Raw genomic sequence first — 26,984 nt, 5'->3', positions numbered from 1 at the left:
CAAACATGGGCGTAATAGGATCACAAACGGCGCTGTGCGTCAAGAGATGTTTGACCATCCAGTTCCACGAGCGGTTGCACAAACAGTTCTCGCAGTGCGCTTGCGCAATTGCCATAACCCATGCGCAGGATCATCAGTCCGATCACACCGGCTGCGACGCGATCCAGTACCGGCCAGCCAGCAAGGCTACCGGCGATGCCCAGCGCCGCCGTGAGCGCCGAGACCGCGTCGAGCCGCGCATGCCACGCACTGGCGAGAAGAAGCGTGGAGCGGGTTTGCCGAGCCTGCGCCCGCAGATAGCGGAACAAGGCTTCTTTGGCGAACATCACACAGACCGCCACGGTAAGCGCGCCGGCGCGCACTGTGGCACTCACACTCAGGATGGTGCTGGGCTCGACGCTGTGCCACAGCATCTCGCCCGCCGTGACGACCAGCAGAACACCGACCAGCAGCGTGGCGAGCGTGGTATGCAAGCCGCCATCGGCGGCGCCGGCGCGTCGGCCGTTTGCCGTCGCTGCACCGAAATAGAGCACGGCGATCACGACGCCGTCCGCAGCCAGGTCGCTCAGTGTATGAATGCCGTCGGCCACGAGGCCGTCGGAATGCGCGCTTAGACCGATCACGATCTGCATCGTCATCAGAGCGGCATTCAGCATGGCACTGACGTAGGCGGCGCGCACGGAACTGCCGCGCGACTGGCTGTGGCGCTCGGACGACGGTGGCATTGGCGGACTGGGTTTCTAGTAATGTCAGCAAGCTAACCGGCCAACGTTGCGGGCAGATGACAAGCCGGGCTCACGCTGCCTGCGGGTGACAAGTGCGAAGGCTGTGCGAGGTTGCGTTGATGTCAGAAGTGGCCTACTTCATACGGCGGAGAATCCGGGCGCACCGCGGAGCGGAAGCGGCTCGAGTTTCAGAATTGTCAGGTCATCCCGATTGATAGGATCACCTACCATTTTCGGTTTTCTCGCACGCGGACTTCAACGCGTGCGACGCCTTGAGCAACCGGATCTGGAATGAATATCTATGCCTGAAGTCAACGCCGCGGTGCAAACCTGGCTCGCCGAACATGCCAGTCGCGGGTGCAGCCAGGTGGCGATGGTCGATGCGATGGTCCAGCTGGGCTTTGACCCGGCCATCGCCGAGCCCGCGGTGCGTAGCGCGCTGCTCGCTGCGACGGGGCGCTATTCTGAAATGAATTTCCCGCACGGCGTCGAAGCGGCTGACGGTCAATACGCATACGACCCGGCGCCGGTCGCCGCCGGTAATGTGATCCGCGCTGACGACCGCGACATCCACGTGTTGATGCGGATCGAGCGCCCGCAAATCATCGTGTTCGGCGACGTACTCAGCGCAGGCGAATGCGAGGAGTTGATCGAACGGGCGCGTCCCAAGATCAGGCGTTCAACAACGGTCAATCCTGAAAACGGCAAAGACGACGTCATCGCTGCTCGCACCAGTCAGGGCATGTTTTTTGATCGGGCGCAGGACCCGTTCATTGAAGGTCTGGAGCGGCGCATCGCCAGCCTGATGAACTGCCCCGTCGAGAATGGTGAAGGCCTCCAGGTGCTGAACTATCAGGTGGCAGCGGAATATCGCCCGCATTTCGATTACTTCCCGCCGGATCAGGCGGGCAGCGCGGTTCATACAGCGCACGGCGGCCAGCGCGTGGCTACGCTGGTTCTCTACCTGAACGACGTGCCCAACGGCGGCGAAACGTATTTCCCCAACGCGGGAATCGCGGTGGCGGCAAAGCGCGGCAGCGCTGTGTACTTTCGCTATTTGAACGGCCGGCGGCAACTCGATCCGCTTAGCCTGCATGGCGGCGCACCGGTGCTCGAAGGCGAGAAATGGATCATGACCAAGTGGGTGCGCGAGCGCGAAAATGCCTGAGCGCGGCGCCGTCATGAAGGCAAGTTAAGGCAAGTGGCAGCAAGTGAGATCAACCGAAGGCCGGCGACGGTAGACGAAGGCGAGCGGACAGCTCGCCTTTCGTTCATGACGCGCGCCGTGACCCACCGCCGACGCTGCGGCCGGCGTCATGCGCCATCTGCCAGTAGCCCCACACGGACGCCAGCGTCACCAGGCCCGCACACAGAAACGCGATGCGGAAGTCGTCCAGCGTAAAGACATGGCCGGAGCCCTCGCCGTTGAAAACCGCCGCGCCGCGCAGCGCGACCGCGCCGAAGGCGATGCCGAGGCCAATCGTCATTTGAGCCGCGGCGCTCCACAGGGTACTCGCGGCGCTCATCTGCGGCTGCGACACATCAGCGTAGGCGAGGGTCGCGAGGGTCGAGAATTGCATCGAGCGCGCCACGCCGTACATGAATATCACGATCAGCACCCACGCCAGCGGCGATTCCGGCGTCAGCAAGCCGCAGGCGATCGTGAACAGGCCGGCGAGCGTGACGTCGACGATCGATACCAGCCGGAAGCCGAAACGCTGCAGGATGCGCGTCGTCAGTGCCTTCATGCCGAGATTGCCGAGCGCGCTGGCGAGCAGCAACAGCCCCGACTTGAAAGCCGACATCCCGAAGCCAATCTGGAACAGTAGCGGCATCAAATATGGCACCGCGCCAATGCCGATGCGCGTGAACGAGCCGGTCACCACCGTTACGGAGAAGGTGGGAATCTTGAGCGTGGAAACGTCGATCAGCGGATGCGGGTGCCGCTGCGCATGCCGGAACGCGACGCAGCCGAGCACCAGGCCAGCGGCCACGAAGGCGCCGGCAATCCACGGATTTTCGCCGGGCTGGCTGGCCAGCTCCGCCCCGTACAGCACCGACGTCAGCGTCGCGCCGCTCAGCACGAGGCCCACGATATCCAACGGCCGCCGTTCGCTGCTCCGCAGATTGGGCACCAGTGCGACGGCCGCGACCACGACCGCGATGCCGAACGGCACGTTCAGCAGGAAGATCCAGCGCCAGTTCGCGTAGGTGGTGATGAAGCCGCCCACCGGCGGCCCGACCACCGGCGCGGCAATGGCCGGCCACGTGATGGTCGAAATCGCCTGCATCAGCCGGCTTTTCTCGGTACTACGCACGACGATCAGCCGCCCGACCGGCACCATCATCGCGCCCCCGATACCTTGCAGCAGGCGCGCCGCGGTGAATTCCGCGACGTTGTGCGACATTCCGCACAGCACCGAGGCGACCGTAAACACGGAGATCGCGGCAAGGAAGACGGTGCGCGAGCCGCAGCGGTCGGCAACCCAGCCGCTCACCGGGATAAAGATCGCCAGCGCCAGCATGTAGGCCGTCATGCCGAGACTCAGGCTGTTCGGGCCGACGCCGAAGGAATGCGCCATCTGTGGCAGCGCCGTCGCAATGACGGTGGTGTCGAGGTATTCCATGAAGAAGGTCGCCGCGACGATATACGGCAGCCATCCGATAAAAGACGTGGTGCGCACGGTCATACTTCCTTGCTTCCTTACAGAGTCGCATCTTTGGGCGTCGACCGACCGATGGTCCGTGAAACGAAGCCCCAAATGTGGTAAAAACGAATAAGTATTGCTCAAGATCGCCAGTCGCGAGAAATCGCGTGGGCGATTTTTTTCATACTTTCGACGGTGTCGTCACTCGTCGAACGACCGCAGAGATGCCGCGGAACTGCGGCAGCATACGTTTCTCAAACCGTCTTTCAAGCCGCCGCGACGATTCGATAGTAAAAGTTAATGATCGTGATTTAAACAATCAACTTTTTCTATTAAGCGATTCCCGACATACTCTATCCACTTCCTCAACCACGCACCAAAAAGGACGCAGCAATGCCGATCATCAACAGCCAGATCAAACCTTTCAAGGCAACCGCTTACCACAACGGCGAATTCGTGCCCGTCTCCGACGAGAACTTCAAGGGCAAGTGGTCCGTCGTGGTGTTCTATCCGGCTGACTTCACGTTTGTTTGCCCGACCGAACTGGGCGACCTGGCCGATCGTTATGCCGAATTCCAGAAGCTCGGCGTCGAGATCTACAGCGTGTCGACCGATACGCACTTCACCCACAAGGCATGGCACGACACGTCGGACACGATCCAGAAGATCAAGTACCCGATGATCGCCGATCCGACACTGGCTATCTCGCGCAACTTCGACGTGCTGATCGAAGAAGAAGGCCTCGCACTGCGCGGCACGTTCGTGATCAACCCGGAAGGCGAGATCAAGCTGTGCGAAGTGCACGACAACGGCATTGGCCGTGACGCTGGCGAACTGCTGCGCAAGGTGCAGGCAGCGCAATACATCGCGGCTCACCCGGGTGAAGTTTGCCCCGCCAAGTGGACGCCGGGCGCAGAAACGCTGACCCCGTCGCTCGACCTGATCGGCAAGATCTAAGTCTAAGCCGCCGGTTACAAAGCCGGTGGTATCGCAGTAAGCGCCATTGATTGGCGCGACACCGTGCGGGCCGCGTCATGCATCGCCATGCATGCGGTCTGCACGGCTCCTCGCCACGACATGCTCGGGGGCGCGGGGAGCCTCAACCCTCGTCACGGAATTCGAATAGCCATGCTGGACGCCAATCTCAAGACTCAGTTGAAAACGTACCTGGAAAAAGTCAGCCGGCCGATCGAGATCGTTGCCTCGCTCGACGACAGCGCCAAATCGCAGGAACTGCGGGTGCTGCTGAACGACATCGCGTCGTTGTCGGAGCGCGTCACGGTGATCGAACGTAGCGGCGACGCCGAGCGCAAGCCGTCGTTTTCGATTGGCGAGCCGGGCAAGGACACGGGCATCCGCTTTGCCGGTATTCCGATGGGTCACGAGTTCACGTCGCTGGTGCTGGCGCTGTTGCAGGTAGGTGGTCACCCGGTCAAGCTCGACGACGCGGTGATCCAGCAGATCCGTGAGCTGGATGGCGACTACCAGTTTGAAACCTATTTCTCGCTGTCATGCCAGAACTGCCCGGAAGTCGTGCAGGCGCTGAACGTGATGGCACTGATCAACCCGCGCATTCGCCACGTGGCGATTGACGGCGCGTTGTTCCAGAATGAAGTCGAAGCGCGCCACATCATGGCGGTACCGACGATGTTCATGAACGGCGAAGTCTTCGGCCAGGGCCGCAGCGGCGTGAAGGAAATTCTCGCCAGGCTCGATAGCGGTGCCGGTGCGCGTGCTGCGAAGGAACTGGAAAAAAAGCCGGTGTTCGATGTGCTGATCGTCGGCGGCGGCCCGGCTGGCGCAGCCGCCGCGATCTACGCGGCGCGCAAGGGCATCAAGACGGGTGTGGTCGCGGAACGCTTCGGCGGCCAGGTGCTCGATACCCTCGCCATCGAAAACTTTGTTTCGGTGCAGGAAACGGAAGGACCGAAGTTCGCCACAGCGCTCGAACAGCACGTGAAGAGCTACGAAGTCGACATCATGGATGTGCAGCGCGCTGACGCGCTGATCCCGGGCCGCATCAACGAAGTGCGTCTGGCAAACGGCGCAGTGCTGAAGGCCAAAACGATCGTGCTGGCAACCGGCGCACGGTGGCGCGAAATCAACGTGCCGGGCGAGCGCGAGTACCGCAATCACGGGGTGGCGTATTGCCCGCACTGCGACGGCCCGCTGTTCAAGGGCAAGCGTGTCGCGGTGATCGGCGGCGGCAACTCGGGCGTGGAAGCGGCCATCGATCTGGCCGGTATCGTCAGCCACGTCACGCTGGTCGAATTCGGCGCGCAACTGCGTGCGGACGAGGTCCTGCAACGCAAGCTGCGCAGCCTCGCTAACGTCACGATCGTGACCCAGGCGCAGACCACCGAGATCACCGGCGACGGCAAGAAGGTCAACGGTCTGGTCTACAAGGATCTGCGGTCGGGCGAGACGAACAAGGTCGAGCTGGAAGGCGTGTTCGTGCAGATCGGTCTGGTGCCGAACACCGAGTGGCTCAAGGGCACGATCGAACTGTCGAAGCACGGCGAGATCGTAGTGGATGCACGCGGTGCGACTTCGGTGCCGGGCGTGTTCGCCGCCGGCGACGTCACGACAGTGCCGTTCAAGCAGATCGTGATTGCGGTGGGCGAGGGCGCGAAAGCATCGTTGAGCGCGTTCGATCATCTGATCCGCAACAGCGCGGATGACGAAGTGGTGGTGCAGGAAGAAGCCGCCGTGGCCTGACGCCGAGTCTTCATGCGGTTGTAGTGCGACAAAGCCCGCCTTGAGCGGGCTTTGTTGTTGTTGGGCACACAACTGTCATATGGCACTTCGTCACATGCCTGTACTGCAACACCGCGCTGTCGTCGGCCCAATGTTCGCTTCCGGCAGCGCCAGGCTCGAGGACTACGCTGTGACCATCCTGACGCAGATCGGCGCGGCGCTGAGCGACGTGGAGAATCGCGTGTCGATTGCAGGACACACCGACGTCGTGCCGTATTCAGGGGTGGCCCGAACCAGCGCACAAGCCACGTAATCGCTGTAACTCCCGTGGCACCCGCCTCGTCGCATCGCAGCCGCAGCCGCACCGCTTACGCTTCGTTCGCTTCGGCCTGCTGGTTGCGCGCGGCCACCTCGTCCGCCATGGCGGCGCAGACAGCATCCGCGAAACGCTGCAACGACGACAGCGAGCCGCTGACGCTGTGATAGGTTTGCTGGCCGATGCGGGCGTCGAGCAGAATCTGCAAACCCGCTGCTTTGGCGATTTTGACAATATCCACGGCCGTCTCCAGGTGTTGCGGCGTGCAGACTGCATTCCCGAATCGATCCAGCCATACCGTCAAGCGGTCGCGTAGTGTCACGAGCGGGGCAACGTATCAAGGTGAATTCCAAAGAACCACCATGACATCGTAGGCGCCGCCGCAGCGTGGCGATGGTTCGAACAAGGGTCAATTACGCACGCAATTCTCCGGTTGGGGACGGCCGCGCGGCTTACTTCCGGTCGAGCGAGTACTTGCCCGGACCGGTTACGGCCAGCAACAGGAGGCCACCCATGATGCTGACGTTCTTGTAGAAGTTGATCATGTTGATGTACTGTTCCATGCCCGTCATATTCCAGAAGTGATGGCCGATGATTGCGGTGCCCAGTGTATAGAGCGCAAGCAGCACGGCGAGCGGACGCGTATAAAAGCCCACCAGCAGGGCGATGCCCGCGCCGAATTCCATCACCACCGCGATGATCGCCGAGAGCGTCGGCGCGGGCGCGCCGGTTTGCGCCATATAGGCGACGGTGCCCGAGAAGCCGGTCAGCTTGGCCCAACCGAAGATGATGAACAGCACCATCAGCAGAATGCGGGCGACGAGGACCACTTCGTCCTTACGATTGTCGAACAGGGTATAGCGCATGATTGTTTCTCCGGACTGTTGAAGTCGATATTGCTTGCTTGAGGGTTGTCAGGTATGGCCCGCCGCGGGCCTGTCAAAGGCCAGGCGGCGAACCTGTCGAGCCACTACTGTTCAGGACCAGACGTCCGACATTTCGATGTTGCGCAGATCAAAAACCAGTACTTCGGCATCCTGACCTTGCGTGAAGGTCAGCGAACGTTCGTCGCGTACCCGCGCGCCGTCGCCTTCACCCAGCGTCACACCGTTCACCGTGATGCTGCCGCGTGCTACATGCACATAGGTGTAGCGGTCGGCCGCGAGCTGCAGGGTGGCACTCTCGTTGCCGTCGAACAGTCCCGCATACACCCGTGTGTCCTGCTGCACCGTCAGCGAATCGTTCGCGCCGTCCGGTGAAATCACGAGGCGCAACACGCCGCGCTTGTCCGCCGTGCCGAAATGACGTTGCTGATAACGCGGCGCCGTGCCGCGCTGCCCCGGCGCAATCCAGATCTGCAGGAAGTGCACGGGTTCGCTGCGCGAATGGTTGTACTCGCTATGGGCGACGCCCGTGCCTGCGCTCATCAACTGGATGTCGCCGGGCACGATCACCGAACCCGTGCCCATTGTGTCCTTGTGCTCCAGCGCGCCGTCCAGCACGTACGAGAAGATTTCCATGTCGCGGTGCGGATGCTTGCCGAAGCCTTGCGCCGGCGCCACGCGGTCGTCGTTGATCACCAGCAGGTCGGAAAAGCCGTTCTGCTTGGGATCGTGATAGCTCGCGAACGAAAACGTATGACGCGAACTAAGCCAGCCGTGCTCCGCGCGGCCGCGTTGATTGGCGTGTCTGATGTCCAGCATGTTGTTTTCTCCTGGGTTGTGCGATCCGGGGAAGAATGTCACCCGCGATCCATGGAAAGCAGTGTACGTCAATCAATGTGCTTATAATCTGGCCGTAAACGGAAACTCCGTCACATGCAAGTAGACAATCGGACGCAAACCCCTTATGCAGCTTGATGACATGCGAATCTTCGTCGCCACGGTCGACGCCCACAACTTCACCGCTGCCGCCAATCGCCTGAAGCTGTCCAAGCAGTTCGTCAGCCGCCGCGTGATGGTGCTGGAAGAGGCACTGGGCGTGCGTCTCCTGATCCGCAACACGCGCAAGCTGGCCGTGACCGAACTTGGTCAGGAGTTCTACGACCGCGCGAGGCGCATTCTCGCGGAGGTGGAGGAGGCGGAGCAGGCCATGTCGCTGCGGCGCGGCGCGCCGCACGGTCTGTTGCGGGTGAGCGCGCCGATGTCGTTCGGCATGGTGCACCTCTCGCCGCTCGTCGCGATGTTCCTGAAAAAGCACGCGGACGTGCGCTTCGATATGGAACTGAGCGACCGCGTCGTCGACGTCGTGGGCGAAGGGTTCGACATGGCTATCCGCATCGGCACGCTCGCCGATTCCACGCTGATCGCGCAAAGGCTCGCGGGGGTGCAGATGGTGGCCTGCTGCAGTCCGGCGTACCTGCGCCGGCGCGGCACGCCTGCCGTGCCGGCCGATCTGGAGCGTCACGCGTGCCTGCTCTATGGACATGGCGGCCCGGCGAGTTGGGAATTCATCGTGGACGGCGTGCACAAGGGTGTCGAAGTGCGCGGGCCGCTGCGCGCCAACAACGGCGAACTGATCCGTGAAGCCGCCATCGCCGGACTAGGGATTGCATTGCTGCCGGACTTCATCGTCTCCGGCGCGCTCAAAAGCGGGCAACTGGTGCCTGTGCTGGAGCCGTTTCTGCCGCACGCAAGCGCCCTGTATGCGATCTATCCGCAGCACCGGCAAAGCTCCGCCACCATCCAGACGTTCACCGCGTTTTTGCGCGAACAGTTGAGCCGGGCATTGGCAGCATGAGCCGGTTCAGACCACCCCGAGCAGTTCCTTCAGATGCGCGGTTTTCGAGCGGCTCACCGGCACCTGGGTCTGCTCGGCGTCGTCCATCACCAGATTGACGGTTTCGTCCGATTTGACCAGTTCGACGGCGTACGGAAGGCTCACGATATGGCTGCGGTGCACGCGCAGATAAATGCTGTTGTCGAGCCGCAATTCGAGGTCGGCCAGCGACAGGTTGGACAGATAGCGGTCGTCCCGGGTCACGATGGTCGTGTAATGGCCGTCGCCCTGAAAGCGCACGATGTCCTTCAGGTCGATCAGGATCACGCGGTTTTTACGGTAGACCGGAATCTTGAACAGGCGCCGCGGCGGCCCAGCGTGGTCACCGCTCAGCTGGCCGGAGGGTTCGGTGGTGAGATCGGTAACGTCGTAGAAAATCATGCAGGTGCCGCACAATCCGCCCGCGCCGCTCATTTTGGACACCTTGATCATCAGGATGCGGTCGGGAATGTTGATCATCATCGCCACCGGCGGCGGCGATTTGACCGGGCAGCCGCCCGCGTCGCGCGACTGCAGCAGAAAGCGCAGCTTGTCGCGGCTTTTCTCGGGGTGCAACTGCACCACGTCGATGCCGAACAGCTTGTCCTGCGTGACCCCGAGCGATTGTTCGCCGGCCGGCCCGAGAATCTGCAACGCCACGTCGTTGAACGCGGTGACGTGTCCCTGTTCGTCGAGCCAGACCATCCCCGGATTGAACTGTTCCAGCTTGTGCTGGAAGGTCTCGCTGCGTCGCGACTCCGGTGTCGGTGGGGTGACGTGCTCAAACGGTGTCATACGGGTCTCCGTACCCTGATGGGTCTGACCATGCGTAAGGGGCGCGTGGTGTCCGCTATCCGTGTCCAGCAATTTTCGCGCAATTTTCCCGGCCATTCACGCAGGTAAACCCGCCGTTCGGGAAACCGGCATGGCGCATGCTGCGTCGCGTCGCGCGAGCCCCGGCTACGCGGGCGGCCCGGTTCGCAGCGTATTGTCTGATGCGGCGCGCGATTCATGTACGTTTTCCGGTAGTTGACGCGCGCGTGCCGCCATTCGGGAAATCGCGTTGAATTGCTGCATTGCATTGTGAAATGCTCGGTCACCGGCTGATGACAAAACCAGGGAGGCCAGAGTGATTCCACGTCCATTCGAGTATCACGTTCCGCGCAGCTTGCCCGAAGCCATCGCGCTGCTCGGCGAACATGGCGACGCCGCGAAACTGCTGGCGGGCGGCCACAGCCTGTTGCCGATGATGAAGCTGCGCTTTGCCGAACCGGGTCATCTGATCGATCTGGGCAAGCTGACCGAGCTCAAAGGCATCCGCGAGACGGACGGCGAGATTCGCATTGGCGCGATGACCACCGAAAACGAGCTGATCTGGTCGGAATTGCTGCAAAGCCGCTGTCCGCTGCTGGTCGAAGCCGCGCGGCAGATTTCGGATCCGCAGGTGCGCTATCGCGGCACGCTGGGCGGCGATATTTCGCACGGCGATCCGGGCAACGATCATCCCGCGCTGATGCTGGCGCTCGACGCGTCCTTTGTTCTGCTGGGCGCGCAGGGCGAGCGGGTCGTCCCGGCTGACGGCTTTTTTCTCGGCACCTACCTGACGTTGCTGGAAGCGGGCGAAATCATGACCGAGATCCGCATTCCGACACCGGCTGCGGGCACGGGTTACTGCTATGCGAAGCTCAAGCGCAAAACCGGCGACTTCGCCACGGCTGCGGCAGCAGTGACGCTGCGCATGAGCGGCGGCGCCGTGAGCGCGGTTCGCATTGCGCTAACCAATGTCGCGCAAACGGCCGTGCGCGCCACCGATGCCGAGCAGGCGCTGCTCGGCAAGCCGCTCGACGAAGCCGCCATCGACGAAGCCGCTCGTCTTGCGATGGGCGCGTGCGATCCGGTCGAGGATCTGCGCGGCGACGTCGAATACAAAACCGCCATGGCAGGCGAAATGACGCGGCGCGCACTCGCCACCGCATACGCGCGCGCAGCGCACTGAATCCCGCAGGCGTACTCCTGGAGAACACGGCATGAACAAGAAGGTCATGGTGTCGTTCAAGCTGAACGGCAAGGAAACGGACGTAGTGGTCGAGCCGCGCGAGCTGCTGATCCACACGCTGCGCGAAAAATGCCTGCATACGGGGCCGCATATCGGCTGCGAGACGTCGCATTGCGGCGCGTGCACGGTGGATTTCGACGGCATGTCGGTCAAATCATGCACGATCCTCACGGTGCAAGCCGAAGGCGCCGAGGTGCTGACCGTCGAAGGTCTCGCAGGGCTCGCCCAGGGTGGCGAATTGCATGCGCTGCAGGAGGGCTTCATGCAGGAGCACGGCTTGCAGTGCGGCTTCTGTACGCCGGGCATGCTGATCCGGGCGTATCGGCTGCTCAAAGAAAATCCCGCTCCGGATGAAGATGAGATCCGCTACTGGATGGCGGGCAACCTGTGTCGATGTACGGGCTATCAGAACATTGTGAAAGCGGTGCAGTACGCCGCGCGCAAGCTGCGCGGCGAAGCGGTTCAGACATCGCATCCGCTGATGACGGCGGACCCCACGCACACTGCGCAAGCCGCGCAGACAGCCGATAGCCACTGACCCTGGCAACCACGTTGCATGGGACAGGAGATACGCCATGGGTAACATCGACGCCAATCTCGACCGACTCGCCGCGCTCGAAGGCATGGGCTGCTCGCGGAAACGCCGCGAGGATCCGCGCTTCATTCAGGGCAAAGGCACTTACGTCGACGACATCAAGATGCCGGGCATGCTGTTCGGCGTGATGGTGCGCAGTCCGTATGCGCATGCGCGCGTGAAGAAGATCGACAAGTCGCGCGCGCTCGCCCATCCGGGTGTGCATGCGGTGCTCACCGCCGACGACCTCAAACCGCTCAAGCTGCACTGGATGCCCACCCTCGCGGGCGATGTGCAAGCCGTGCTGGCGGACGAAAAAGTCTGCTTCCAGAATCAGGAAGTCGCCTTCGTGGTCGCCGACGACCGTTATGTTGCAGCGGACGCGGCCGAACTCGTCGAAGTGGAATACGAAGAACTGCCGGCCGTGGTCGATCCGTTAGCGGCTTTGGCGCCGGATGCGCCGGTGATCCGCGAAGATATCCGTGACAAGGACAGCGGCGCGCACGGCGCGCGGCGCCATCCGAATCACATCTTCACCTGGAATATCGGCGACAAGGACAAGACCGACCGCGTCTTCGACAATGCGGACGTCACCGTCAGACAGGAGATGCTGTATCCGCGCGTGCATCCGTGTCCACTGGAAACGTGCGGCTGTGTGGCGTCGTTCGACAAGGTGCGCGGCGATCTGACGGTCTACATCACGTCGCAGGCGCCGCATGTCGTGCGGACAGTGGTGGGCCTGCTGTCCGCGATTCCGGAGTCGAAGATCCGCATCATTTCGCCGGATATCGGTGGCGGCTTTGGCAACAAGGTGGGCGTCTATCCGGGCTACGTGACGGCAATTGTCGCGTCCATCGTGCTCGGGCGGCCGGTCAAGTGGATCGAGTCGCGCTCCGAAAACCTCAGCAGCACGGCATTCGCTCGCGACTATCTGATGACGGGCGAACTCGCGGCCGATCGTGACGGCCGCATCAAGGCGCTTCGCGTGCACGTCACCGCGGATCACGGTGCGTTCGATGCCTGCGCCGATCCCACCAAATGGCCGGCCGGCATGTTCCATGTTTGTACGGGATCCTATGCGATTCCGAATGCGTTCGTGTCCGTGGACGGTGTCTACACGAACAAGTTTCCCGGTGGAGTGGCTTACCGATGCTCGTTCAGGGTGACGGAGGCGGTGTATCTGATCGAGCGCATGGTGGATGTGCTGGCGCAGAAACTGGGCATCGACAAGGTGGAGATCAGGCTGCGCAACTTCATTCGCAAGGAGCAGTTCCCCTATACGACGCCGCTTGGCCTCGAATACGATTCCGGCGATTACGAGCCGGCGCTGAAAAAAGTGCTGGCCGCCGTCGACTACCCGGCGCTGCGCGCCGAGCAGGCCACGCGGCGCGCCGACCCCAACGCCGAGTGGCTGATGGGTATCGGCGTGGTGAATTTTACGGAGATCGTCGGCGCGGGTCCGTCGAAGATGTGCGACATCCTCGGCGTCGGCATGTTCGATTCGTGTGAGATTCGCGTGCATCCCGACGGCTCGGCCATTGCGCGCATGGGCACCATCACGCAAGGGCAGGGGCATCAAACCACGTATGCGCAGATCATCGCTTCGGAAGCGGGCATTCCCGCCTCCGTGATTACGGTCGAAGAAGGCGACACGTCTACTGCGCCCTATGGTCTTGGTACCTACGGTTCGCGTTCGACGCCGGTGGCGGGTGCCGCAGTCGCACGCGCGTCGCGCAAGATTCGCGAGAAGGCCCGGCAGATTGCGGCGCACCTGCTGGAGGCGAGCCCGAACGACGTCGAGTTCGACCTTGACCGCTTTGTCCTGAAGGGTTCGCCGGAGCAGTTCAAAACCGTCAAAGAGGTCGCGTGGGCCGCCTATAACAACGTGCCCGAGGGCATGGAAATGGGCCTCGAAGCGGTCGACTATTACGATCCGCCTAACTTCACGTTTCCGTTCGGCGCGTATATCTGCGTGCTGGAGGTCAACCGCTACACCGGCGAAACCCGGGTGCGCCGCTTTTACGCGCTGGACGATTGCGGCACGCGGATCAATCCGATGATCATCGAAGGGCAGATTCACGGCGGCCTGACCGAAGGCTTCGCGGTCGCGATGGGTCAGGAGTTGCCGTATGACGAAGGCGGCAATCTGCTCGGCGGCACACTGCTCGATTACTTCGTGCCGACTGCGGTTGAAACGCCGCACTGGGAGACCGATTTCACGGTGACACCGTCACCTCATCATCCGATTGGCGCGAAAGGCGTGGCGGAATCGCCGCACGTCGGGTCGATTCCGTGTTTCACGTCGGCGATGGTCGACGCGTTCGCGCATCTCGGCGTCACGCACATGAACATGCCGCACAACGCTTATCGGGTGTGGCAGCAATGCCGCGCGCTCGGGCTCGCGAGGCAATGACCTGCAAGGGGTGGTGAGATGAAAGTCGTACTCGAAAAGGTGTTTCCGCTCGCGGCCACGGCGGACAGTGCATGGCAACTCTTGCAGAACATCGAGGCGGTCGCCGGCTGCATGCCGGGCGCGAAGATTACGGAGCGCGTCGACGACACGCATTACAAAGGGGCCATGACCGTCAAGCTCGGGCCGGCCACCATGTCGTTCAAGGGTGAGATCGAAGTGCTGGCGCTCGACAGCGCGACGCGCAGCCTGCATATGGTCGGCAAGGGCGCGGATGCGACAGGGACGTCGGCGGCGTCGATGGATCTGAGCGCCGCCGTGCAGGCCACCGGTGACACCTGTCAGCTAACGGGCAACAGCGAAGTGACGATGAGCGGCAAGGCGGCTGCGCTCGGCGGGCGTTTGATGGGGCCCGTGGCGGATCAGATGCTCAAGCAGTTCGTGGCGAATTTCGCGGCACGCTTGCAGGCGTTGCAGCCAGCTGTTGCGGTAGCGTCGGCAGAGGCGGTGGACCCAGGATCCATGGCGGCTAGCTCGACAGCCGGCAGCACGGCGACTGCTACCGCAGCGGCAGGGGGCACGGCGTCCAGCACCACCACAGCGGAACTCGCCACAACGGCTGCACCGCCTTCCGAACTGAATGGCCTCTCGTTCGCGTGGGCGATCCTGCGCGACTGGTTTCGCGGGCTGTTCTCGCACAAGACCGTCTGAGCGTTGCGGCCATCATGACAAGCGAGCGCATGAGCGACGTCGTCAGCTTGCAAGAGCGACTGGCCGAGCACGGTTTCATCGCCGAGCGCAGCTTCGCCGCAACCCTGTTATTGACGATGGAAATGCGCCGCCCGTTGCTGCTGGAAGGCGAGGCCGGCGTCGGCAAGACGGAAGTTGCGAAAGCGCTGGCGCGGCTGCTGGATACGCGTCTGATCAGGCTGCAATGCTACGAAGGCCTCGACGCGCATTCCGCGCTGTACGAGTGGAATTATCAGCATCAGCTACTGGCCATCAAACTGCTGGAGCAAGACGAGCGGTCGGTTGCCGACAAGGAACAGGACATCTTCTCCGAGCGCTATCTGCTCAAGCGTCCGCTGCTCGAAGCCATTACGACGACGCCTGCGCCGGTTTTGCTGATCGATGAAATCGACCGCACGGATGAAGCGTTCGAAGCTTATCTATTGGAGTTGCTGTCCGACTTCCAGATGTCGATTCCGGAACTCGGCGTGATACGCGCCATTGAGCGGCCCTATGTGATCCTGACCTCGAACGGCACGCGCGAGATTTCGGACGCGTTGCGGCGCCGCTGTCTCTATCAGTACGTCGACTATCCTGGCTTCGACAAGGAGCTGCTGATCGTGCGTACCCAGGTGCCGGACGTCCCGGAGAAGCTTGCGCGGCAGATTGTCGAATTCGTCCAGTCGGTGCGGCAGATGGATCTGCAGAAGAAACCCGGCCTCGCCGAAACGCTGGACTGGGTCGCCGCGCTGCTACGTCTTGGCGTGAGCGCGATCGAACAAGACGGCGTCGAGCGAATCATGGATTCGCTGTCCGCGCTCGTCAAAACGCGTGAGGATCAGGCGGGACTCACGCGGCCCGTGGTCGAAAGACTGGTGGCGTCATGTTGAGCGGCATCGAAAGCGCGGACCAAAGCGCGGACCAAAGCGCGCCGCCGGCGAGTCTCGAGGCGGCGCTCGTCGCGCGCTATACGGGCTTTGCAAGCTGGCTGCGCGCCAACGATTTTCGTGTGACGAGCAGCGATGTGGCCGCCTCCATGCAAATCGCCGCAAGCATGGGACAACTGGATAGCGAGCTGCTGCGCTGGAGTTTGCGGGCACTGCTGTGTTCGCGCGCGGAAGAGTGGCGGCGCTTCGATGAGCTGTTCGACGCTTACTTTCTCGCACCGAATCGCCGCAAGCTGACTGAGTCGAGAGCGGGCGGTGCGGGCAAGCTCGCGCGCGACGCGGCCACTCATGCCGGTGACTCGAGCGAGGGCACACCTCTGAGCATGAGCGGCCCGGGTGCGGATCCGCTGCAACCGGGCGGCAGGACCGCCGAGCAGGGCGCGTCCAGTGAGAGCTCGCTTGCGCATGCGGATTTTCGTCATCTGAACCAGCCCGACGAACTGTTTGCCATTGACGATGCGATCCGGCGTTTCGTGCAGCGCTTGCAGGGCATCCAGATGCGCCGCGAGCGCCGCGCCAGCAGCGGGCGCGTGGTCGACATGGCCTGGACGATCCGCCGCAGCGTGTCGCGTGGCGGCCTGCCGCTCGAGCTCGCATGGCGGCGCAAGCGGCGGCTGCGTCCGCGCATTGTGTTGCTGCTCGACGTGAGTCGCTCGATGAGCCTGTACAGCTTCTTCTACTTGCGTCTCGCGCGTGTGCTGAGCGCGCGGATCTCGGACGTGCATTGCTTCATCTTTCATACGCGTCTTGTCGGCATCGAACATGCATTGCGCGATCCGGATCCGTGGCGCTCGCAGGAACGCCTGCAACTGTTGTCGGCGGGATGGGCGGGCGGCACGCGGATCGGCGACAGCCTCGCCGAATTCAACCAGCAGCATGCGACGAAGCTGCTGCATTCGCGCACGGCGGTCGTGGTCGTCAGCGACGGCTACGACGCCGGTGAGCCCGAGCGTCTTCAGCAGGCGCTGGCGGCGCTGCGGCGCCGCTGCCGATGCCTCGTCTGGCTCAACCCGCTCGCGGGCCGTGCCGACTTCACGCCGGCCAGCGTCGGCATGCAGGCGGCGTTGCCCTATATCGATCTGCTGGCCGGCGCTCGCGATCTGGCGAGTCTCGAACGTGTGCTCCCCAAAGTCCTGGCGGAATTGCAATGAACGCCCACATCCATGATGACCACGATTCGCTTTTGCAACTCGAACAACGTCTGATCGAACGATCGGAGCCGTTCGCCGTCGTGACCGTGATCCGCGCCAGCCCTCCCACCTCAACCTGGGTCGGCGCGCAGGCACTCGTGCAAAGCAACGGCGAACTGCACGGCTGGATTGGCGGGGGATGCTCGCGAGCCATCGTGATCGAGGCCGCGCAGCAGGCGATTGGCCTCGGCCAGCCCAAACGGGTTCGCATCAGCAATGAGCCTGCGACGGTGGCGGCGCCCGAACCGGATATCGAGGCGCACGCGATGCCTTGTGCGAGCAACGGCGCGATCGAGCTCTTCATTCAGCCGACCGTTCCCGCGCCATGCGTACTCGTGCTCGGGTCCACGCCTACCGCGCTCGAGGCGTGCGTGCTGGTGCAACGGGTCGGACTGCGCGTCGGCGCGGCCGCCACTGTCACGGCGCCGTTGACGGCGCTCGGGCTGTCGCGGGTTCTGCACGGTTTCGATGCCGCCGCGTTCGATCGTCTCGCGCCGCAACTGATCCTTGTCGCGACTCAGGGCGATGGCGACGAAGATGCGCTCGAAGCCGCGTTGCGCAGCTCGGCGGCGGCCGTGCTGCTGGTCGCGAGCCGGCGCAAGGCGGACCGTCTGCGTGACGCGATGCTATTGCGCGGCATCACGCCGCAGCGCTTGAGTGCATTGCATGCGCCCGCGGGTCCGTCGATCCACGCACACACGCCGCAGGAAATTGCGTTGGGTGCGGTGGCCGGACTGGTGACGCTGCGGCGCGAACTGGAGCAGGCGGGTGCCGTTGCCGGCGCGTCGAGCGTGGTCGGGAACGGCGAGGTCGTGCCAGGATTGCCGCCGTGCGAAGCGATGTCCGCCGGCGACACGCCGGTCGCGCGCTATATCAATCCGGTGTGCGGCATGGCGGTCGATGTCGCTACCGCCCGACACGTGATCGAACGCGGCGGCGAGCGGGTCTATTTTTGCTGCGACGGCTGCAAGAGCGAGTTCGAGCGCGCGCCGGACCGGTATCTGGCAATCGCCGCGACGCAAGGCAGAGGCCAGCCTGCGCGGGAACCCGCGGAGAAAACATGAGCGACGACGATGCATGGCACATGGCGAAGCTGTACGATGCGCCGACTTTTTCGGCTGTTGTGCTGGCCGCTGGCCTGTCTTCGCGAATGCAGGGCCAGCACAAACTGCTCTTGCCGGTTGGCGGACAGCCGGCGGTCAGACGCACGGTGAGCGCGCTTGCCGCGGCGGGTCCAGAGGAAATCGTCGTGGTGACCGGCTTTCGCGGACGTGCGGTGATGGAAGCACTCGACGGCCTGCCGGTCAGGTTCCAGAGTAACCCGCGTTATGAAGAAGGGCAGATGACTTCGGTGGCGGCGGGTGTGGCTGCCCTGGCTGCGCCGTGCAATATCGTGCTGGTCTGCCTCGCGGATCAGGTGCTGCTGACTGAAGCCGATTACCGCGAGTTGCTTGACGCATTTGCCGTTATGCCGCGTGGATCGATTTTACTGCCGGCCTTCAATGGACAGCGTGGCAATCCGGTGGCGTTTTCCGCGAGTTATGCCGCGGAGGTCATCAGCGGGCATATCAATCCTGGATGTCGAAAACTGATTACGGAACATCGGGATGAAGTGTTTATTCACGACGCCACCCACGATCGCTTCAACACCGATATGGATACGCCGGAAGATTACGCCCGTATTCTGGATCGTTTAATTGAAACGCCGTATACGATTAAACATTCGATGAGTACCGGATCTTCATGAACGGATTGTGTGCTGCCTGAAAACTCTCGTCAAAAAATGTGGGCCGGAACTGCGCCCACCAAGCCGTGGCTCGGGGAGGAGCCGCCGTTCTGTGCGTCTATGCGGCGTTGGAGCATAGACAGATCAATGATCGTGATGAAGATGCGTCATTAAGCATAATCAACCATGGATTGAATGACCGTATGGAAAAACAGGTCGATGCGACAATTTTTGTAACAGAGGATGAGTTTTAATAATAGAATATTTTCCTGAATTTTGTGTGGCCGGATTGAAAATTTTCATAAATTTGCCGTCGATTTATTGGCGTGAATTGATTCGCCGATTCAACCTGCCGGGCAGGATTGTTTCAATAATACTGAAATGACACTCAGTCACTGAGATACTCGGGCGGTCGGGGTGACACGTTGCGCGTCTTTGCCGCAGAGTCGTATCCCCAGAACTATCTGAGGCCGCATCCCTATTCGGCTTATATCGCACTGACGGATATGCCGAAGGTGGCGAATCTGAAGCGGGTGCAGTTGACCGCGCAGTGAGTCGCGCAACATATCGTTCATGTCACTGTCCGGCGCCTTAGCAATGCGGCGAAACCAGCCCGGCAGATCTATACCCTCGGTCTCTCCGTCCGATCAGGCCCGGATATTGCAAACGTCCTGGCTGCGACATGTCGGCCGTCTCGACGTTCAGGACGCTGCGAGGGCACCGCTTACGCAAGGGACGAATTGCAACCCCGTCAGAGTGGCAGTCCGGTACGTACCATCCGCTGAAAAAATTACATGAGGAAGCTGGTTGGCGTGGAAGTCGTTACAGCCTCGTGGGAAATCTGGAAGGCGGGCAGTTAATCAATTCGCGGTAGCGCGATCGGAGGATTGGTGTCGAATCGACGTAGCATGCGGGCGGCCCCGGGCCGCAATACAACAAAAACAGCCGCGGCGCCGCTGCTGGCGTTCGCCGCTTTTGCCAGCGCCGCCTTCGGGCCTGATACGGCTTGCGCTCAAACGCCGGCACCGCTCCCCGAATGGCAATATTCGGCCGGGGTGCCGCTAGAAAAGTTGTACCAGCCGCAAGTGCCGACCTGGGAGGCCGAAGTCGGCGCAGCGGCGGCTTTCCAGCCGCGCTACGACGGTGCCGACCGATACCATATCGAAGGCGGTCCGAGTTTCGACTTTCGTTACAAGGACCTGTTGTTCGCGTCCACTGGCGAGGGGATCGGCGCGAACGTGCTGCGCGGTCCAAACTGGCGGGTCAGTGTGGGGGGGGCCTACGATCTGGGACGGCGCGGCCAGGACGATGACGAGCATCTGCACGGCCTCGGCAATATCAACCCTTCGCCGGAGTTGAAGATCGCCGCTGAGTATGTCGTCTCGAAGGAATTTCCCCTCGTGGTGAGAGCCGATATCCGGCGCAGTTTCGGCGGTTCGAACGGCTGGATCGGCGACCTGGGCGCGTACATGCCGCTGCCCGGCAGTTCCGAGACCTTCTTCTGGTTCGCGGGGCCCAACCTGACTTTTGCCGATTCCAAATACATGAATACCTGGTTTGGGGTCAGCGCAGAGCAGGCCGCAAACTCCCAGTATTCGGAATATCACGCCAACCCGGGTCTCAAGTCGGCGGGCTTCGGTGTCACGGCAGTCTGGTTCTTCCAGAAGCACTGGTTTGCGACGTGCGATTTCGCATTGGAGCAGCTGGTGGGCAGCGCGAAGCGTAGTCCGATCACCCAGCGCTCCTCGAACGGCGTGCTTGATCTGTCGATCAACTACAAGTTCTAGGCGCGGCCCTCAACTGTTTGCCGGCCCTGGTCTGCTGTTCCCGCTGCGCGCTGCGCAGCGAGTCTCAACTGACCTGGTAGGCCGGCACGGCGTGCGTGAGCGCCCTGGCGATGGCTTGCGAGCGATCCGCGCGCATCATCCCCTCTACCATGCGCGTTTCTGCACGCGCAATCATCTCGAGCGACGCCTCCGACAACTGCGCGTCGAGAATCGCGAGCGCGCTGCACAGCGCCACGTACTCGGATTCGTCGAGAAACCAGCCGCCTTGCTGATGTTCGGCGGCATCGAGACTCACCATCGCCGCATGCGCGCTTTCGATGTCGGCCAGCGCATCCGCTTCGAGTCCCAGACGGCAGAGTTCTTCCGCCACCAGAAAATGCCGGCCCAGCGTCATGAACAATTCCCGCGAACCCTGGCCGCGCGCGAACGCATCCAGAGCGGTGTAGCACTGCAGGAGCATTGCCTGCGTCACGGGCTTGTGCGCCGCCCGGCTGAACGTGAGGGCGCGCAACAACGGCGACATGGCTGGCTGGCTGCGTTTGCGATGATGCGATTTGCTGGACATGACGTCTAATCTCTCCGAATAACTTTTGGCCCGCGTGCTGCGCGCGTCGTATCTGCGGCGCACTGGCGAGGAATGAACAGCCTTGAAAACTGGCAAACCTGAATCGTGATCACGGGTTCATCATCGCAAGCAACAATTAAGTCAGGCTTAAAGTGCACGCGCGATGTGTATCCGTGATCCGCGAACGGTGCGTGTACCGGACAAAGTTATCATGCCGTGCGATTCGCCGTGCGAGACGTGTCAAAACGCCTTAGCCGGATGAGGCGCGCAAAAAAAAGCCCTGTCCCAGGAGGGACAGGGCCGGACAGGATGGAAGGGTTGTCGGGGCGCGTGGATGCTTGCCGACGGGATCCCACCACAACAACGCTGTTGCTGCTTACCTCTACTTCAGAACGTCGAATACTTCCAAAGCGGGTCCTTCACCTACAGCCGATGCTCCGGCCTGCTGCAAACCCCCTGATGCTCTTATTGCATGTGATGCGAGTTGTGACTACTGCATGGCAACTTCTAAACGGCATTGCTCGTACTGCCTGTGCTACGGGTCCTGCCAATGCGGGTGCTGCTGATGATGATACTTACGTCACGTCTACGGCTATTACCGGTACTGCGGTATGGCAAGTCCTGCTGGTATTGCGGTTCTGGTACGGTTCAATACAACGCGGGGGGAAGTCCGCGTATGGGCTGAAGGTTTCTTCGTGTCCATGGAAAGCAGTGTAGAGAGAACGGTGCAAAACCAATCGGGCGAAGCGAGGGGAATTGGCCGTGCATTTCGGCGAATTGCCGCGGCGCGAGCCATCCGGCTGGGTCCGGGAACGGCGCTTGCGGGGATGCATGCGTCGCGACCCTCGGTCGCTTTTTGTGGAGAACGTCATGAACAAGGATCAGGTAAAGGGCGTTGCCGAAAAGGCCAAAGGCAAGATCAACGAGGCCGCGGGCAAAATGACGAAGAATCCAGCCCGGGAAATGAAGGGTGATGCCCAGCAAGCCATGGGACAAGCGCGCAAGGAAATGGGTGACGAGCGCGAACAGGCCAAGGATCTGGCCAAAGACCGCGCAAAGCACACGCACTAGGCGATGCGCTTGGTCCATACAGATTGACGCCGACTAGTTAAACCTGAGAGACGGCCGCCCGTGTGGGCGGCCGTTTGTTGTGGGTCGCGACAGTCATATCCGCTGCATCTGGTATCGAAAAAAATGATATGGATACCGTATTAATGAACGACGGATGGCGCTGAGCGGCGCGCCATATTGCTCATATCAGAATCGCGCCACGCATTCTGCAGCGGAATGTACTGGGGCCGTCATCTTCTCGATCTGTAGCCTCTCTGCGGGGCGCGCCGTTCGCACCGGATCGGTGCGCCGATACCCGGTTTTGCCCAATCCCCGATCGCCATGCGACGCGATTAAACGAGCGTCGGCGCGTCTCGATGGGCAAAAGCCCGAAGAACGGGCACTTGATCAAAGCGGCATGGAACTTGCCTTGTAAACCGTCAAATTCGCTTACGCACCAGCACCGGACATTGGGGGATGTCGCACGTGGCCGGACCTACCTGGCGACCCGCGCACTCTTCCCGCTCATGGATGAGGAGGACCGACGCATCTGAACGTAACGCGATTCAAAAAACGGAGGACAGCATGTTCGAGTCCGTACCTGTTACTGCTAGTAAGGTGGTCGATGGAGCAACCGTGCGCGCCGAGTATGTGTGCGATACCGGCCGTTTGCGGATCATCAGCGGCATGGCCGTACGCGCCGAATGGTTTCCGCCGCACTCGTGGTTTGCGATCGCGTCGATTTCAGGCCATAGCCGATGGGGCACACAACCCGACGAGGCCGACCTGCTTCTGTTTATCGATAACTTTCTGGGGTACTCGAGTCACGATACGTTTGCCTTGATCGGCCGCTGAAGCCGGCGCAGCTGGCTGCAGCGCCGGCGCAATCAGCAGCTTCAATCATCAGCTTTAGAGTCGCCAGAATTGTTCCTAAACTCAAGGCGACTGCACCGGATAGTGCGAGAAAAGGCAACAGTAAAAATGCAGGACGGCTGCGAATGGCCGTCCGCATGCGGGTGAAGGACGTGGTGGCTATTGCTGGGATATGCGGACCTCGCATGCTCCTCATTTGCCAGGCGGTGGACCGGAGTTTCTCGGCGAGATGTTCTTCGCGGGAATCCCCCACCCTGGAAATCGAGAGGCATGGCAGCCATGTTTACTTTTATCGTGGTAGTGGCCGTCGCGGCGTTCATTCCCTACGTCGCGGCGCCTGGCATTGAAAAGGGCGTCAAGGCGGTCAGCGCACAGCAATCCGCGGATGCCGGAGTGGAAGCCCCACTGTTTGCGCGTATGACAACCCCTGACGCGAATGTACGCCAAGGCGCAAACCAAAGCGCGGAACCGATAGGCACGACGCAACGAACCATGCCGGAGCGTGGAGACGGTGATTCGCAGGGATAGTGAGCGAAGCGAATGGCCGGCAATTCTCGCCCCCGGAGGGAAGCAGTAATTGCCGGGAGGCGGGCGTTACCCGTGACGGTCGACCCATGCGCGCGCCCAGTCTAGACCGGCTAGGCGCGCGTCCTCTTCGTTCTTGAAGGTACCGAGGACGCCTGAACCTTCCACGAGTTTGCTGGCGCGGGTAATGGTGCCGCTCGCCGCGTACTCGTCGTCGTGGACGATGGCGTGCCCCCAGATGTCATAACCCTTGTAGGTTTCAGATTCCATTTTTCGTTTGCGCGCGGGTGCGTCAGCTTGTCTCCGAGGCCTGGCTAGCGCTTGCATCATCGCACGACCTTAGCGCACTACGTACACAGCCGCACCGCTGTTTCTCACCTGCAAGATGTTGCCCTCAGGCGTGACAATGCGCGGAATGTCGATAAAGCGCTGATTGGGCGTCTTCCGGCCGAGATTACCGCCGACGTGCCGCGCAGCCGACGCAGAGGCACTTTTCGCCAGCGGATCTGCGATGCGGCGGGGCGCCACCCTGGTCGAGCCGTGCGAGAGCAGCGCCGTTTTTCCCGCGACCTTGCCGTTTGGCATGCACTTTCCGGCCGGCTTTACGAGCCGCGCCTCGGGTGGATTCCATACCTCCACATAGTGCTCACCGGCAGCGGCCGTGGATGCGATGGCGAACAGCACGGCGCCCGCGCTCAAAACCTGAAGCATGTTTTCTCCGTTGGATGGCATGCCACGCTAGACGCGCCGGCAACTTGTGGCCGTACCGACGCAGGAGCCGTCGCAGCCTTCGCAGTAGTGACGGTCCCGTACCGCGCGATCGACGCGCCATGCGCTCTCATGCGCCGGGCTGGCCGTGCCGACCGAGCGGCCGTTTTCCGATGCATAGAAGGTCGGCTCGCCCGCCCTGCCGCGCCGGATGGCATCTTCAATTTCCTGCTCGCCGAACGCCGCTTTCAGGTCCGCGACAAAGGCGGCCATTTCCGGCATGGGGTGATCGACAGGTGTACGCACGCGCATGTCCATAAAGCCGTTCCCCGAAATGGGCCGGTTCGCGGCCAGGAAAGTGGATAAGAAATACTGTACATCCATACAGTTGTTTGTGCAATCCGCAACTTCGCGATGACTCATGCAGAGCCAAAAACACTCCAGCAGGCCGAACGCGCGGCACCGCCGAAAATATGGCCCGTCATCCGATCATGGGGAATGACGCTTGCTGACCCTGAGGTTCGCGCAGGGTCAATCGTCCCCGCCTGCGCTGAACGCAAGGAGTGATTTCATGGCAGGCAAAACCAGCAACCGGCCGGCCGCGCCGGGTTCCGATCTCAAGTCTCAAGACCTCGAGAAAAACCGCTTGCGGCCAGACGGCGAAGCGCTGCGCACCAATCAGGGCGTCAGGATCGCCGACAACCAGAACAGCTTGCGCGCCGGAACGCGCGGTCCGTCGCTGCTCGAAGACTTCATCATGCGCGAGAAGATCACGCACTTCGATCATGAGCGCATTCCCGAACGCATCGTCCACGCGCGCGGTTCGGCCGCCCACGGCGAGTTTCAGGTGTACGAGTCGATGAGCGAGTACACCAAGGCAGCTTTTTTGCAGGACCCGTCGGCACGAACCCCGGTCTACGTGCGATTTTCCACCGTGCAGGGCCCGCGCGGCTCCGCGGATACGGTGCGCGACGTGCGCGGTTTCGCCGTCAAGTTCTACACGCAGGAAGGTAATTACGACCTGGTGGGCAACAACATGCCGGTGTTCTTCATTCAGGACGCCATCAAGTTTCCGGACTTCGTGCACGCCGTAAAACCGGAAGCGCCGAACGAAATGCCGACCGGCGGCTCCGCGCACGACACCTTCTGGGACTTCGTGTCGCTCGTGCCCGAATCGGCCCACATGGTGCTGTGGACCATGTCCGACCGCGCGATTCCGCGCAGCCTGCGCACCATGGAAGGCTTCGGCATCCACACCTTTCGCTTCGTCAACGCGGCGGGCAACGCGCGCTTCGTGAAGTTTCACTGGCGCCCCGTGCTCGGCTCGTATTCGCTGCTGTGGGACGAGGCGCAGAAGCTGGCCGGCAAGGACCCGGACTTCCATCGGCGCGACCTGTGGGAAGCGATCGAAAGCGGCAACTTTCCGGAGTTCGAACTCGGCGTGCAGATTGTCGAGGAGCAGGATGAGGACAGCTTCGATTTCGATCTGCTCGATCCAACCAAGCTGATTCCTGAAGAGCTGGTGCCGGTGAAAATCATCGGTAAGCTGACGCTCAATCGCAATCCCGACAACTTCTTCGCCGAAACCGAACAGGTCGCGTTTCATCCGGGGCACGTCGTGCCGGGCATCGACTTCACGAACGATCCGCTGCTCCAAGGGCGGCTCTTCTCATACACGGATACGCAGATCAGCCGTCTGGGCGGCCCGAATTTCCACGAGATTCCGATCAACCGCCCGGTGTGCCCGTACCAGAACAACCAGCGCGACGCGATGCACCGTCAGGCGATCCACGTCGGCCAGGCTTCATATGAGCCGAATTCGCTGAACCAGGGCTGGCCCAAGGAAACCGCTCCGGCCGCGAGCGATGGCGGTTTCGAAAGCTATCAGGAGCGCATCGACGGTGTGAAGATTCGCGTGCGCAGCGATTCATTCGCGGATCACTTCTCGCAGGCCGCGCTGTTCTATCAGAGCATGTCGCAGCCGGAGAAAGAGCACATTGCTGCCGCGTATCAATTCGAACTGGGCAAGGTGACGAAACCGGCGATTCGTGAGCGCGTCGTCAACGAGATCCTCGCCCGTTTCGATGCGGATCTGGCCGCCACGGTCGCAAGCGGACTTGGGCTGCCGGCGCCGAAGAAGGGCAAGCTGCCGTCGCAGGTGCAGCCTTCGCCCGCGCTTAGCCTGCTCAACCGGGTGAAGCCTGGCATCAGGACCTGCAAGATTGCGCTGCTGGCTGCGCCGGGATCGGATGCGGCTGCCATCGGCAAGCTTCAGCAGGCCTTGCGCGACGCTGGCGCGACGCCGCTGCTCGTCGCACCCACGCTGGCGCCGATCGGCAAACTGCAGCCGGATGCGACGCTTGCCGGCATGCCGTCCATCATGTTCGACGCCGTCGTGATATGCGGCGGCGAGGCCGGTGCGAAGGCACTCGGCCAGGCGGGCGACGCGCGCCATTTCGTGCTCGAAGCGTTCAAGCATCTGAAGGCGATTGCCGCACTCGGAGCGGGGCGCGACGTGCTGAAGGCGGCGCATTTGCCCGACAACGCGGACGGTGTAGCAACCGGCGACGACGGCAAGATCGCGGACGTGCTGAAGGCCTTCATTGCCGCGGCGGAACAGCACCGCGTGTGGTCGCGTCAGGCCATGGCGGAGTCGGTTCCCGCATAGGGGGCTTGCGCAAAAGCGTGCGTACGCCGTGGC

At 62.1% G+C, this 26,984-nt stretch carries 26 protein-coding genes and 1 pseudogene; 17 read left to right on the top strand and 10 right to left on the bottom strand.

Annotated elements, in window-relative coordinates:
* Positions 1 to 20 precede the first annotated feature (20 nt).
* Positions 21 to 725, bottom strand: a complete 705-nt coding sequence (locus VGH41_RS24410) for a cation diffusion facilitator family transporter (protein ID WP_331600226.1) — start codon at positions 723 to 725, stop codon at positions 21 to 23.
* Between the two features lie 301 nt (positions 726 to 1,026).
* Here VGH41_RS24410 and VGH41_RS24405 point away from each other — a divergent pair, with 301 nt between their 5' ends.
* Positions 1,027 to 1,893 (top strand): 2OG-Fe(II) oxygenase, encoded by an 867-nt coding sequence (locus VGH41_RS24405; protein WP_331600225.1) that lies wholly within the window; start codon positions 1,027 to 1,029, stop codon positions 1,891 to 1,893.
* A gap of 103 nt (positions 1,894 to 1,996) precedes the next feature.
* On the opposite strand, the gene VGH41_RS24400 is transcribed toward VGH41_RS24405, so the two are convergent.
* Positions 1,997 to 3,409, bottom strand: a complete 1,413-nt coding sequence (locus VGH41_RS24400) for an MFS transporter (RefSeq protein WP_414696707.1) — start codon at positions 3,407 to 3,409, stop codon at positions 1,997 to 1,999.
* A 357-nt stretch (positions 3,410 to 3,766) separates the two neighbouring features.
* Here VGH41_RS24400 and ahpC point away from each other — a divergent pair, with 357 nt between their 5' ends.
* The 3 genes and pseudogenes from ahpC to VGH41_RS24385 form a co-directional block, all read left to right on the top strand.
* A complete protein-coding gene (ahpC, locus tag VGH41_RS24395) occupies positions 3,767 to 4,330 on the top strand; it encodes an alkyl hydroperoxide reductase subunit C (protein ID WP_331600223.1) in 564 nt (187 codons plus the stop codon).
* A 171-nt stretch (positions 4,331 to 4,501) separates the two neighbouring features.
* Positions 4,502 to 6,091 carry an alkyl hydroperoxide reductase subunit F gene (gene ahpF / locus VGH41_RS24390; RefSeq protein ID WP_331600222.1) on the top strand — a complete coding sequence of 530 codons (1,590 nt, stop codon included), beginning with the start codon at positions 4,502 to 4,504 and terminating at the stop codon, positions 6,089 to 6,091.
* A gap of 127 nt (positions 6,092 to 6,218) precedes the next feature.
* Positions 6,219 to 6,353, top strand: a pseudogene (locus VGH41_RS24385) (motility protein MotB); the annotation flags it as partial.
* 85 nt (positions 6,354 to 6,438) lie between these two features.
* Here VGH41_RS24385 and VGH41_RS24380 read toward each other — a convergent pair.
* The 3 genes from VGH41_RS24380 to VGH41_RS24370 form a co-directional block, all read right to left on the bottom strand.
* On the bottom strand, positions 6,439 to 6,627 hold the full coding sequence (locus VGH41_RS24380) for a hypothetical protein (protein WP_331600221.1): 189 nt from the start codon (positions 6,625 to 6,627) through the stop codon (positions 6,439 to 6,441).
* A 211-nt stretch (positions 6,628 to 6,838) separates the two neighbouring features.
* A complete protein-coding gene (locus tag VGH41_RS24375; RefSeq protein ID WP_331600220.1) occupies positions 6,839 to 7,252 on the bottom strand; it encodes a DoxX family protein in 414 nt (137 codons plus the stop codon).
* 111 nt (positions 7,253 to 7,363) lie between these two features.
* The gene (locus VGH41_RS24370; protein ID WP_331600219.1) at positions 7,364 to 8,089 is read right to left on the bottom strand and encodes a pirin family protein; all 726 of its coding nucleotides are present in this window, start codon (positions 8,087 to 8,089) and stop codon (positions 7,364 to 7,366) included.
* A 145-nt stretch (positions 8,090 to 8,234) separates the two neighbouring features.
* Here VGH41_RS24370 and VGH41_RS24365 point away from each other — a divergent pair, with 145 nt between their 5' ends.
* Positions 8,235 to 9,125 (top strand): LysR family transcriptional regulator, encoded by an 891-nt coding sequence (locus VGH41_RS24365; RefSeq protein ID WP_331600218.1) that lies wholly within the window; start codon positions 8,235 to 8,237, stop codon positions 9,123 to 9,125.
* A 6-nt stretch (positions 9,126 to 9,131) separates the two neighbouring features.
* Here the strand turns inward: VGH41_RS24365 and VGH41_RS24360 are convergent, their stop codons facing one another.
* On the bottom strand, positions 9,132 to 9,938 hold the full coding sequence (locus tag VGH41_RS24360) for a LytTR family transcriptional regulator DNA-binding domain-containing protein (RefSeq protein WP_331600217.1): 807 nt from the start codon (positions 9,936 to 9,938) through the stop codon (positions 9,132 to 9,134).
* A gap of 334 nt (positions 9,939 to 10,272) precedes the next feature.
* Between VGH41_RS24360 and VGH41_RS24355 the strand changes: the two genes are divergently transcribed.
* The 9 genes from VGH41_RS24355 to VGH41_RS24315 all read left to right on the top strand — a co-directional run bounded on the left by VGH41_RS24355 (position 10,273) and on the right by VGH41_RS24315 (position 20,562).
* Positions 10,273 to 11,139, top strand: coding sequence for a xanthine dehydrogenase family protein subunit M (locus VGH41_RS24355; protein WP_331600216.1), 867 nt, complete (start codon positions 10,273 to 10,275; stop codon positions 11,137 to 11,139).
* Between the two features lie 31 nt (positions 11,140 to 11,170).
* On the top strand, positions 11,171 to 11,737 hold the full coding sequence (locus VGH41_RS24350; protein ID WP_331600215.1) for a (2Fe-2S)-binding protein: 567 nt from the start codon (positions 11,171 to 11,173) through the stop codon (positions 11,735 to 11,737).
* A gap of 37 nt (positions 11,738 to 11,774) precedes the next feature.
* A complete protein-coding gene (locus VGH41_RS24345; RefSeq protein WP_331600214.1) occupies positions 11,775 to 14,186 on the top strand; it encodes an aerobic carbon-monoxide dehydrogenase large subunit in 2,412 nt (803 codons plus the stop codon).
* Positions 14,187 to 14,204: 18 nt separating this feature from the next.
* Positions 14,205 to 14,894: an SRPBCC family protein gene (locus VGH41_RS24340; protein WP_331600213.1), complete on the top strand. Its 690-nt coding sequence runs from the start codon at positions 14,205 to 14,207 to the stop codon at positions 14,892 to 14,894.
* Between the two features lie 14 nt (positions 14,895 to 14,908).
* Positions 14,909 to 15,802 (top strand): MoxR family ATPase, encoded by an 894-nt coding sequence (locus VGH41_RS24335; RefSeq protein WP_331600212.1) that lies wholly within the window; start codon positions 14,909 to 14,911, stop codon positions 15,800 to 15,802.
* Entirely contained in the window at positions 15,796 to 17,010 is a 1,215-nt protein-coding gene (locus VGH41_RS24330) for a vWA domain-containing protein (protein WP_331600211.1), read from the top strand. The genes VGH41_RS24335 and VGH41_RS24330 overlap by 7 nt, the downstream gene beginning before the upstream one ends.
* On the top strand, positions 17,007 to 18,113 hold the full coding sequence (locus VGH41_RS24325) for an XdhC family protein (RefSeq protein WP_331600210.1): 1,107 nt from the start codon (positions 17,007 to 17,009) through the stop codon (positions 18,111 to 18,113). Before VGH41_RS24330 ends, VGH41_RS24325 begins: the two co-directional genes overlap by 4 nt.
* Positions 18,110 to 18,796, top strand: coding sequence for a nucleotidyltransferase family protein (locus VGH41_RS24320; protein ID WP_331600209.1), 687 nt, complete (start codon positions 18,110 to 18,112; stop codon positions 18,794 to 18,796). The genes VGH41_RS24325 and VGH41_RS24320 overlap by 4 nt, the downstream gene beginning before the upstream one ends.
* 887 nt (positions 18,797 to 19,683) lie before the next feature.
* Positions 19,684 to 20,562: a MipA/OmpV family protein gene (locus tag VGH41_RS24315; protein WP_331600318.1), complete on the top strand. Its 879-nt coding sequence runs from the start codon at positions 19,684 to 19,686 to the stop codon at positions 20,560 to 20,562.
* A gap of 64 nt (positions 20,563 to 20,626) precedes the next feature.
* Here the strand turns inward: VGH41_RS24315 and VGH41_RS24310 are convergent, their stop codons facing one another.
* Positions 20,627 to 21,127 carry a hypothetical protein gene (locus VGH41_RS24310; protein ID WP_331600208.1) on the bottom strand — a complete coding sequence of 167 codons (501 nt, stop codon included), beginning with the start codon at positions 21,125 to 21,127 and terminating at the stop codon, positions 20,627 to 20,629.
* A gap of 870 nt (positions 21,128 to 21,997) precedes the next feature.
* Here VGH41_RS24310 and VGH41_RS24305 point away from each other — a divergent pair.
* Both VGH41_RS24305 and VGH41_RS24300 read left to right on the top strand, forming a co-directional pair.
* Positions 21,998 to 22,198: a CsbD family protein gene (locus VGH41_RS24305; protein WP_331600317.1), complete on the top strand. Its 201-nt coding sequence runs from the start codon at positions 21,998 to 22,000 to the stop codon at positions 22,196 to 22,198.
* A 564-nt stretch (positions 22,199 to 22,762) separates the two neighbouring features.
* The gene (locus VGH41_RS24300) at positions 22,763 to 23,032 is read left to right on the top strand and encodes a hypothetical protein (RefSeq protein ID WP_331600207.1); all 270 of its coding nucleotides are present in this window, start codon (positions 22,763 to 22,765) and stop codon (positions 23,030 to 23,032) included.
* A 612-nt stretch (positions 23,033 to 23,644) separates the two neighbouring features.
* Here VGH41_RS24300 and VGH41_RS24295 read toward each other — a convergent pair.
* From VGH41_RS24295 to VGH41_RS24285, 3 genes are all read right to left on the bottom strand, one after another.
* A complete protein-coding gene (locus tag VGH41_RS24295; RefSeq protein ID WP_331600206.1) occupies positions 23,645 to 23,845 on the bottom strand; it encodes a hypothetical protein in 201 nt (66 codons plus the stop codon).
* A gap of 69 nt (positions 23,846 to 23,914) precedes the next feature.
* Positions 23,915 to 24,286 carry a hypothetical protein gene (locus tag VGH41_RS24290; protein WP_331600205.1) on the bottom strand — a complete coding sequence of 124 codons (372 nt, stop codon included), beginning with the start codon at positions 24,284 to 24,286 and terminating at the stop codon, positions 23,915 to 23,917.
* Between the two features lie 27 nt (positions 24,287 to 24,313).
* On the bottom strand, positions 24,314 to 24,601 hold the full coding sequence (locus VGH41_RS24285) for a hypothetical protein (RefSeq protein WP_331600316.1): 288 nt from the start codon (positions 24,599 to 24,601) through the stop codon (positions 24,314 to 24,316).
* A 253-nt stretch (positions 24,602 to 24,854) separates the two neighbouring features.
* Between VGH41_RS24285 and katE the strand changes: the two genes are divergently transcribed.
* Positions 24,855 to 26,951 (top strand): catalase HPII, encoded by a 2,097-nt coding sequence (katE, locus tag VGH41_RS24280; protein WP_331600204.1) that lies wholly within the window; start codon positions 24,855 to 24,857, stop codon positions 26,949 to 26,951.
* Positions 26,952 to 26,984 lie beyond the last annotated feature (33 nt).

It is taken from the genome of Paraburkholderia sp., from assembly GCF_036488795.1.
Lineage (GTDB): Bacteria > Pseudomonadota > Gammaproteobacteria > Burkholderiales > Burkholderiaceae > Paraburkholderia.
Note: the sequence above shows the minus strand (reverse complement) of the source record. Positions and strands in the feature narration are given on the sequence as shown.

Bases quoted from the DNA above. Each gene is read 5' to 3' on its own strand.
- VGH41_RS24410 (WP_331600226.1), bottom strand. From the start codon at position 725: ATGCCACCGTCGTCCGAGCGCCACAGCCAGTCGCGCGGCAGTTCCGTG.
- VGH41_RS24405 (WP_331600225.1), top strand. From the start codon at position 1,027: ATGCCTGAAGTCAACGCCGCGGTGCAAACCTGGCTCGCCGAACATGCC.
- ahpC (WP_331600223.1), top strand. From the start codon at position 3,767: ATGCCGATCATCAACAGCCAGATCAAACCTTTCAAGGCAACCGCTTAC.
- ahpF (WP_331600222.1), top strand. From the start codon at position 4,502: ATGCTGGACGCCAATCTCAAGACTCAGTTGAAAACGTACCTGGAAAAA.
- VGH41_RS24375 (WP_331600220.1), bottom strand. From the start codon at position 7,252: ATGCGCTATACCCTGTTCGACAATCGTAAGGACGAAGTGGTCCTCGTC.
- VGH41_RS24370 (WP_331600219.1), bottom strand. From the start codon at position 8,089: ATGCTGGACATCAGACACGCCAATCAACGCGGCCGCGCGGAGCACGGC.
- VGH41_RS24365 (WP_331600218.1), top strand. From the start codon at position 8,235: ATGCAGCTTGATGACATGCGAATCTTCGTCGCCACGGTCGACGCCCAC.
- VGH41_RS24360 (WP_331600217.1), bottom strand. From the start codon at position 9,938: ATGACACCGTTTGAGCACGTCACCCCACCGACACCGGAGTCGCGACGC.
- VGH41_RS24350 (WP_331600215.1), top strand. From the start codon at position 11,171: ATGAACAAGAAGGTCATGGTGTCGTTCAAGCTGAACGGCAAGGAAACG.
- VGH41_RS24345 (WP_331600214.1), top strand. From the start codon at position 11,775: ATGGGTAACATCGACGCCAATCTCGACCGACTCGCCGCGCTCGAAGGC.
- VGH41_RS24340 (WP_331600213.1), top strand. From the start codon at position 14,205: ATGAAAGTCGTACTCGAAAAGGTGTTTCCGCTCGCGGCCACGGCGGAC.
- VGH41_RS24335 (WP_331600212.1), top strand. From the start codon at position 14,909: ATGACAAGCGAGCGCATGAGCGACGTCGTCAGCTTGCAAGAGCGACTG.
- VGH41_RS24330 (WP_331600211.1), top strand. From the start codon at position 15,796: ATGTTGAGCGGCATCGAAAGCGCGGACCAAAGCGCGGACCAAAGCGCG.
- VGH41_RS24325 (WP_331600210.1), top strand. From the start codon at position 17,007: ATGAACGCCCACATCCATGATGACCACGATTCGCTTTTGCAACTCGAA.
- VGH41_RS24320 (WP_331600209.1), top strand. From the start codon at position 18,110: ATGAGCGACGACGATGCATGGCACATGGCGAAGCTGTACGATGCGCCG.
- VGH41_RS24315 (WP_331600318.1), top strand. From the start codon at position 19,684: ATGCGGGCGGCCCCGGGCCGCAATACAACAAAAACAGCCGCGGCGCCG.
- VGH41_RS24310 (WP_331600208.1), bottom strand. From the start codon at position 21,127: ATGTCCAGCAAATCGCATCATCGCAAACGCAGCCAGCCAGCCATGTCG.
- VGH41_RS24305 (WP_331600317.1), top strand. From the start codon at position 21,998: ATGAACAAGGATCAGGTAAAGGGCGTTGCCGAAAAGGCCAAAGGCAAG.
- VGH41_RS24300 (WP_331600207.1), top strand. From the start codon at position 22,763: ATGTTCGAGTCCGTACCTGTTACTGCTAGTAAGGTGGTCGATGGAGCA.
- VGH41_RS24295 (WP_331600206.1), bottom strand. From the start codon at position 23,845: ATGGAATCTGAAACCTACAAGGGTTATGACATCTGGGGGCACGCCATC.
- VGH41_RS24290 (WP_331600205.1), bottom strand. From the start codon at position 24,286: ATGCTTCAGGTTTTGAGCGCGGGCGCCGTGCTGTTCGCCATCGCATCC.
- VGH41_RS24285 (WP_331600316.1), bottom strand. From the start codon at position 24,601: ATGGACATGCGCGTGCGTACACCTGTCGATCACCCCATGCCGGAAATG.
- katE (WP_331600204.1), top strand. From the start codon at position 24,855: ATGGCAGGCAAAACCAGCAACCGGCCGGCCGCGCCGGGTTCCGATCTC.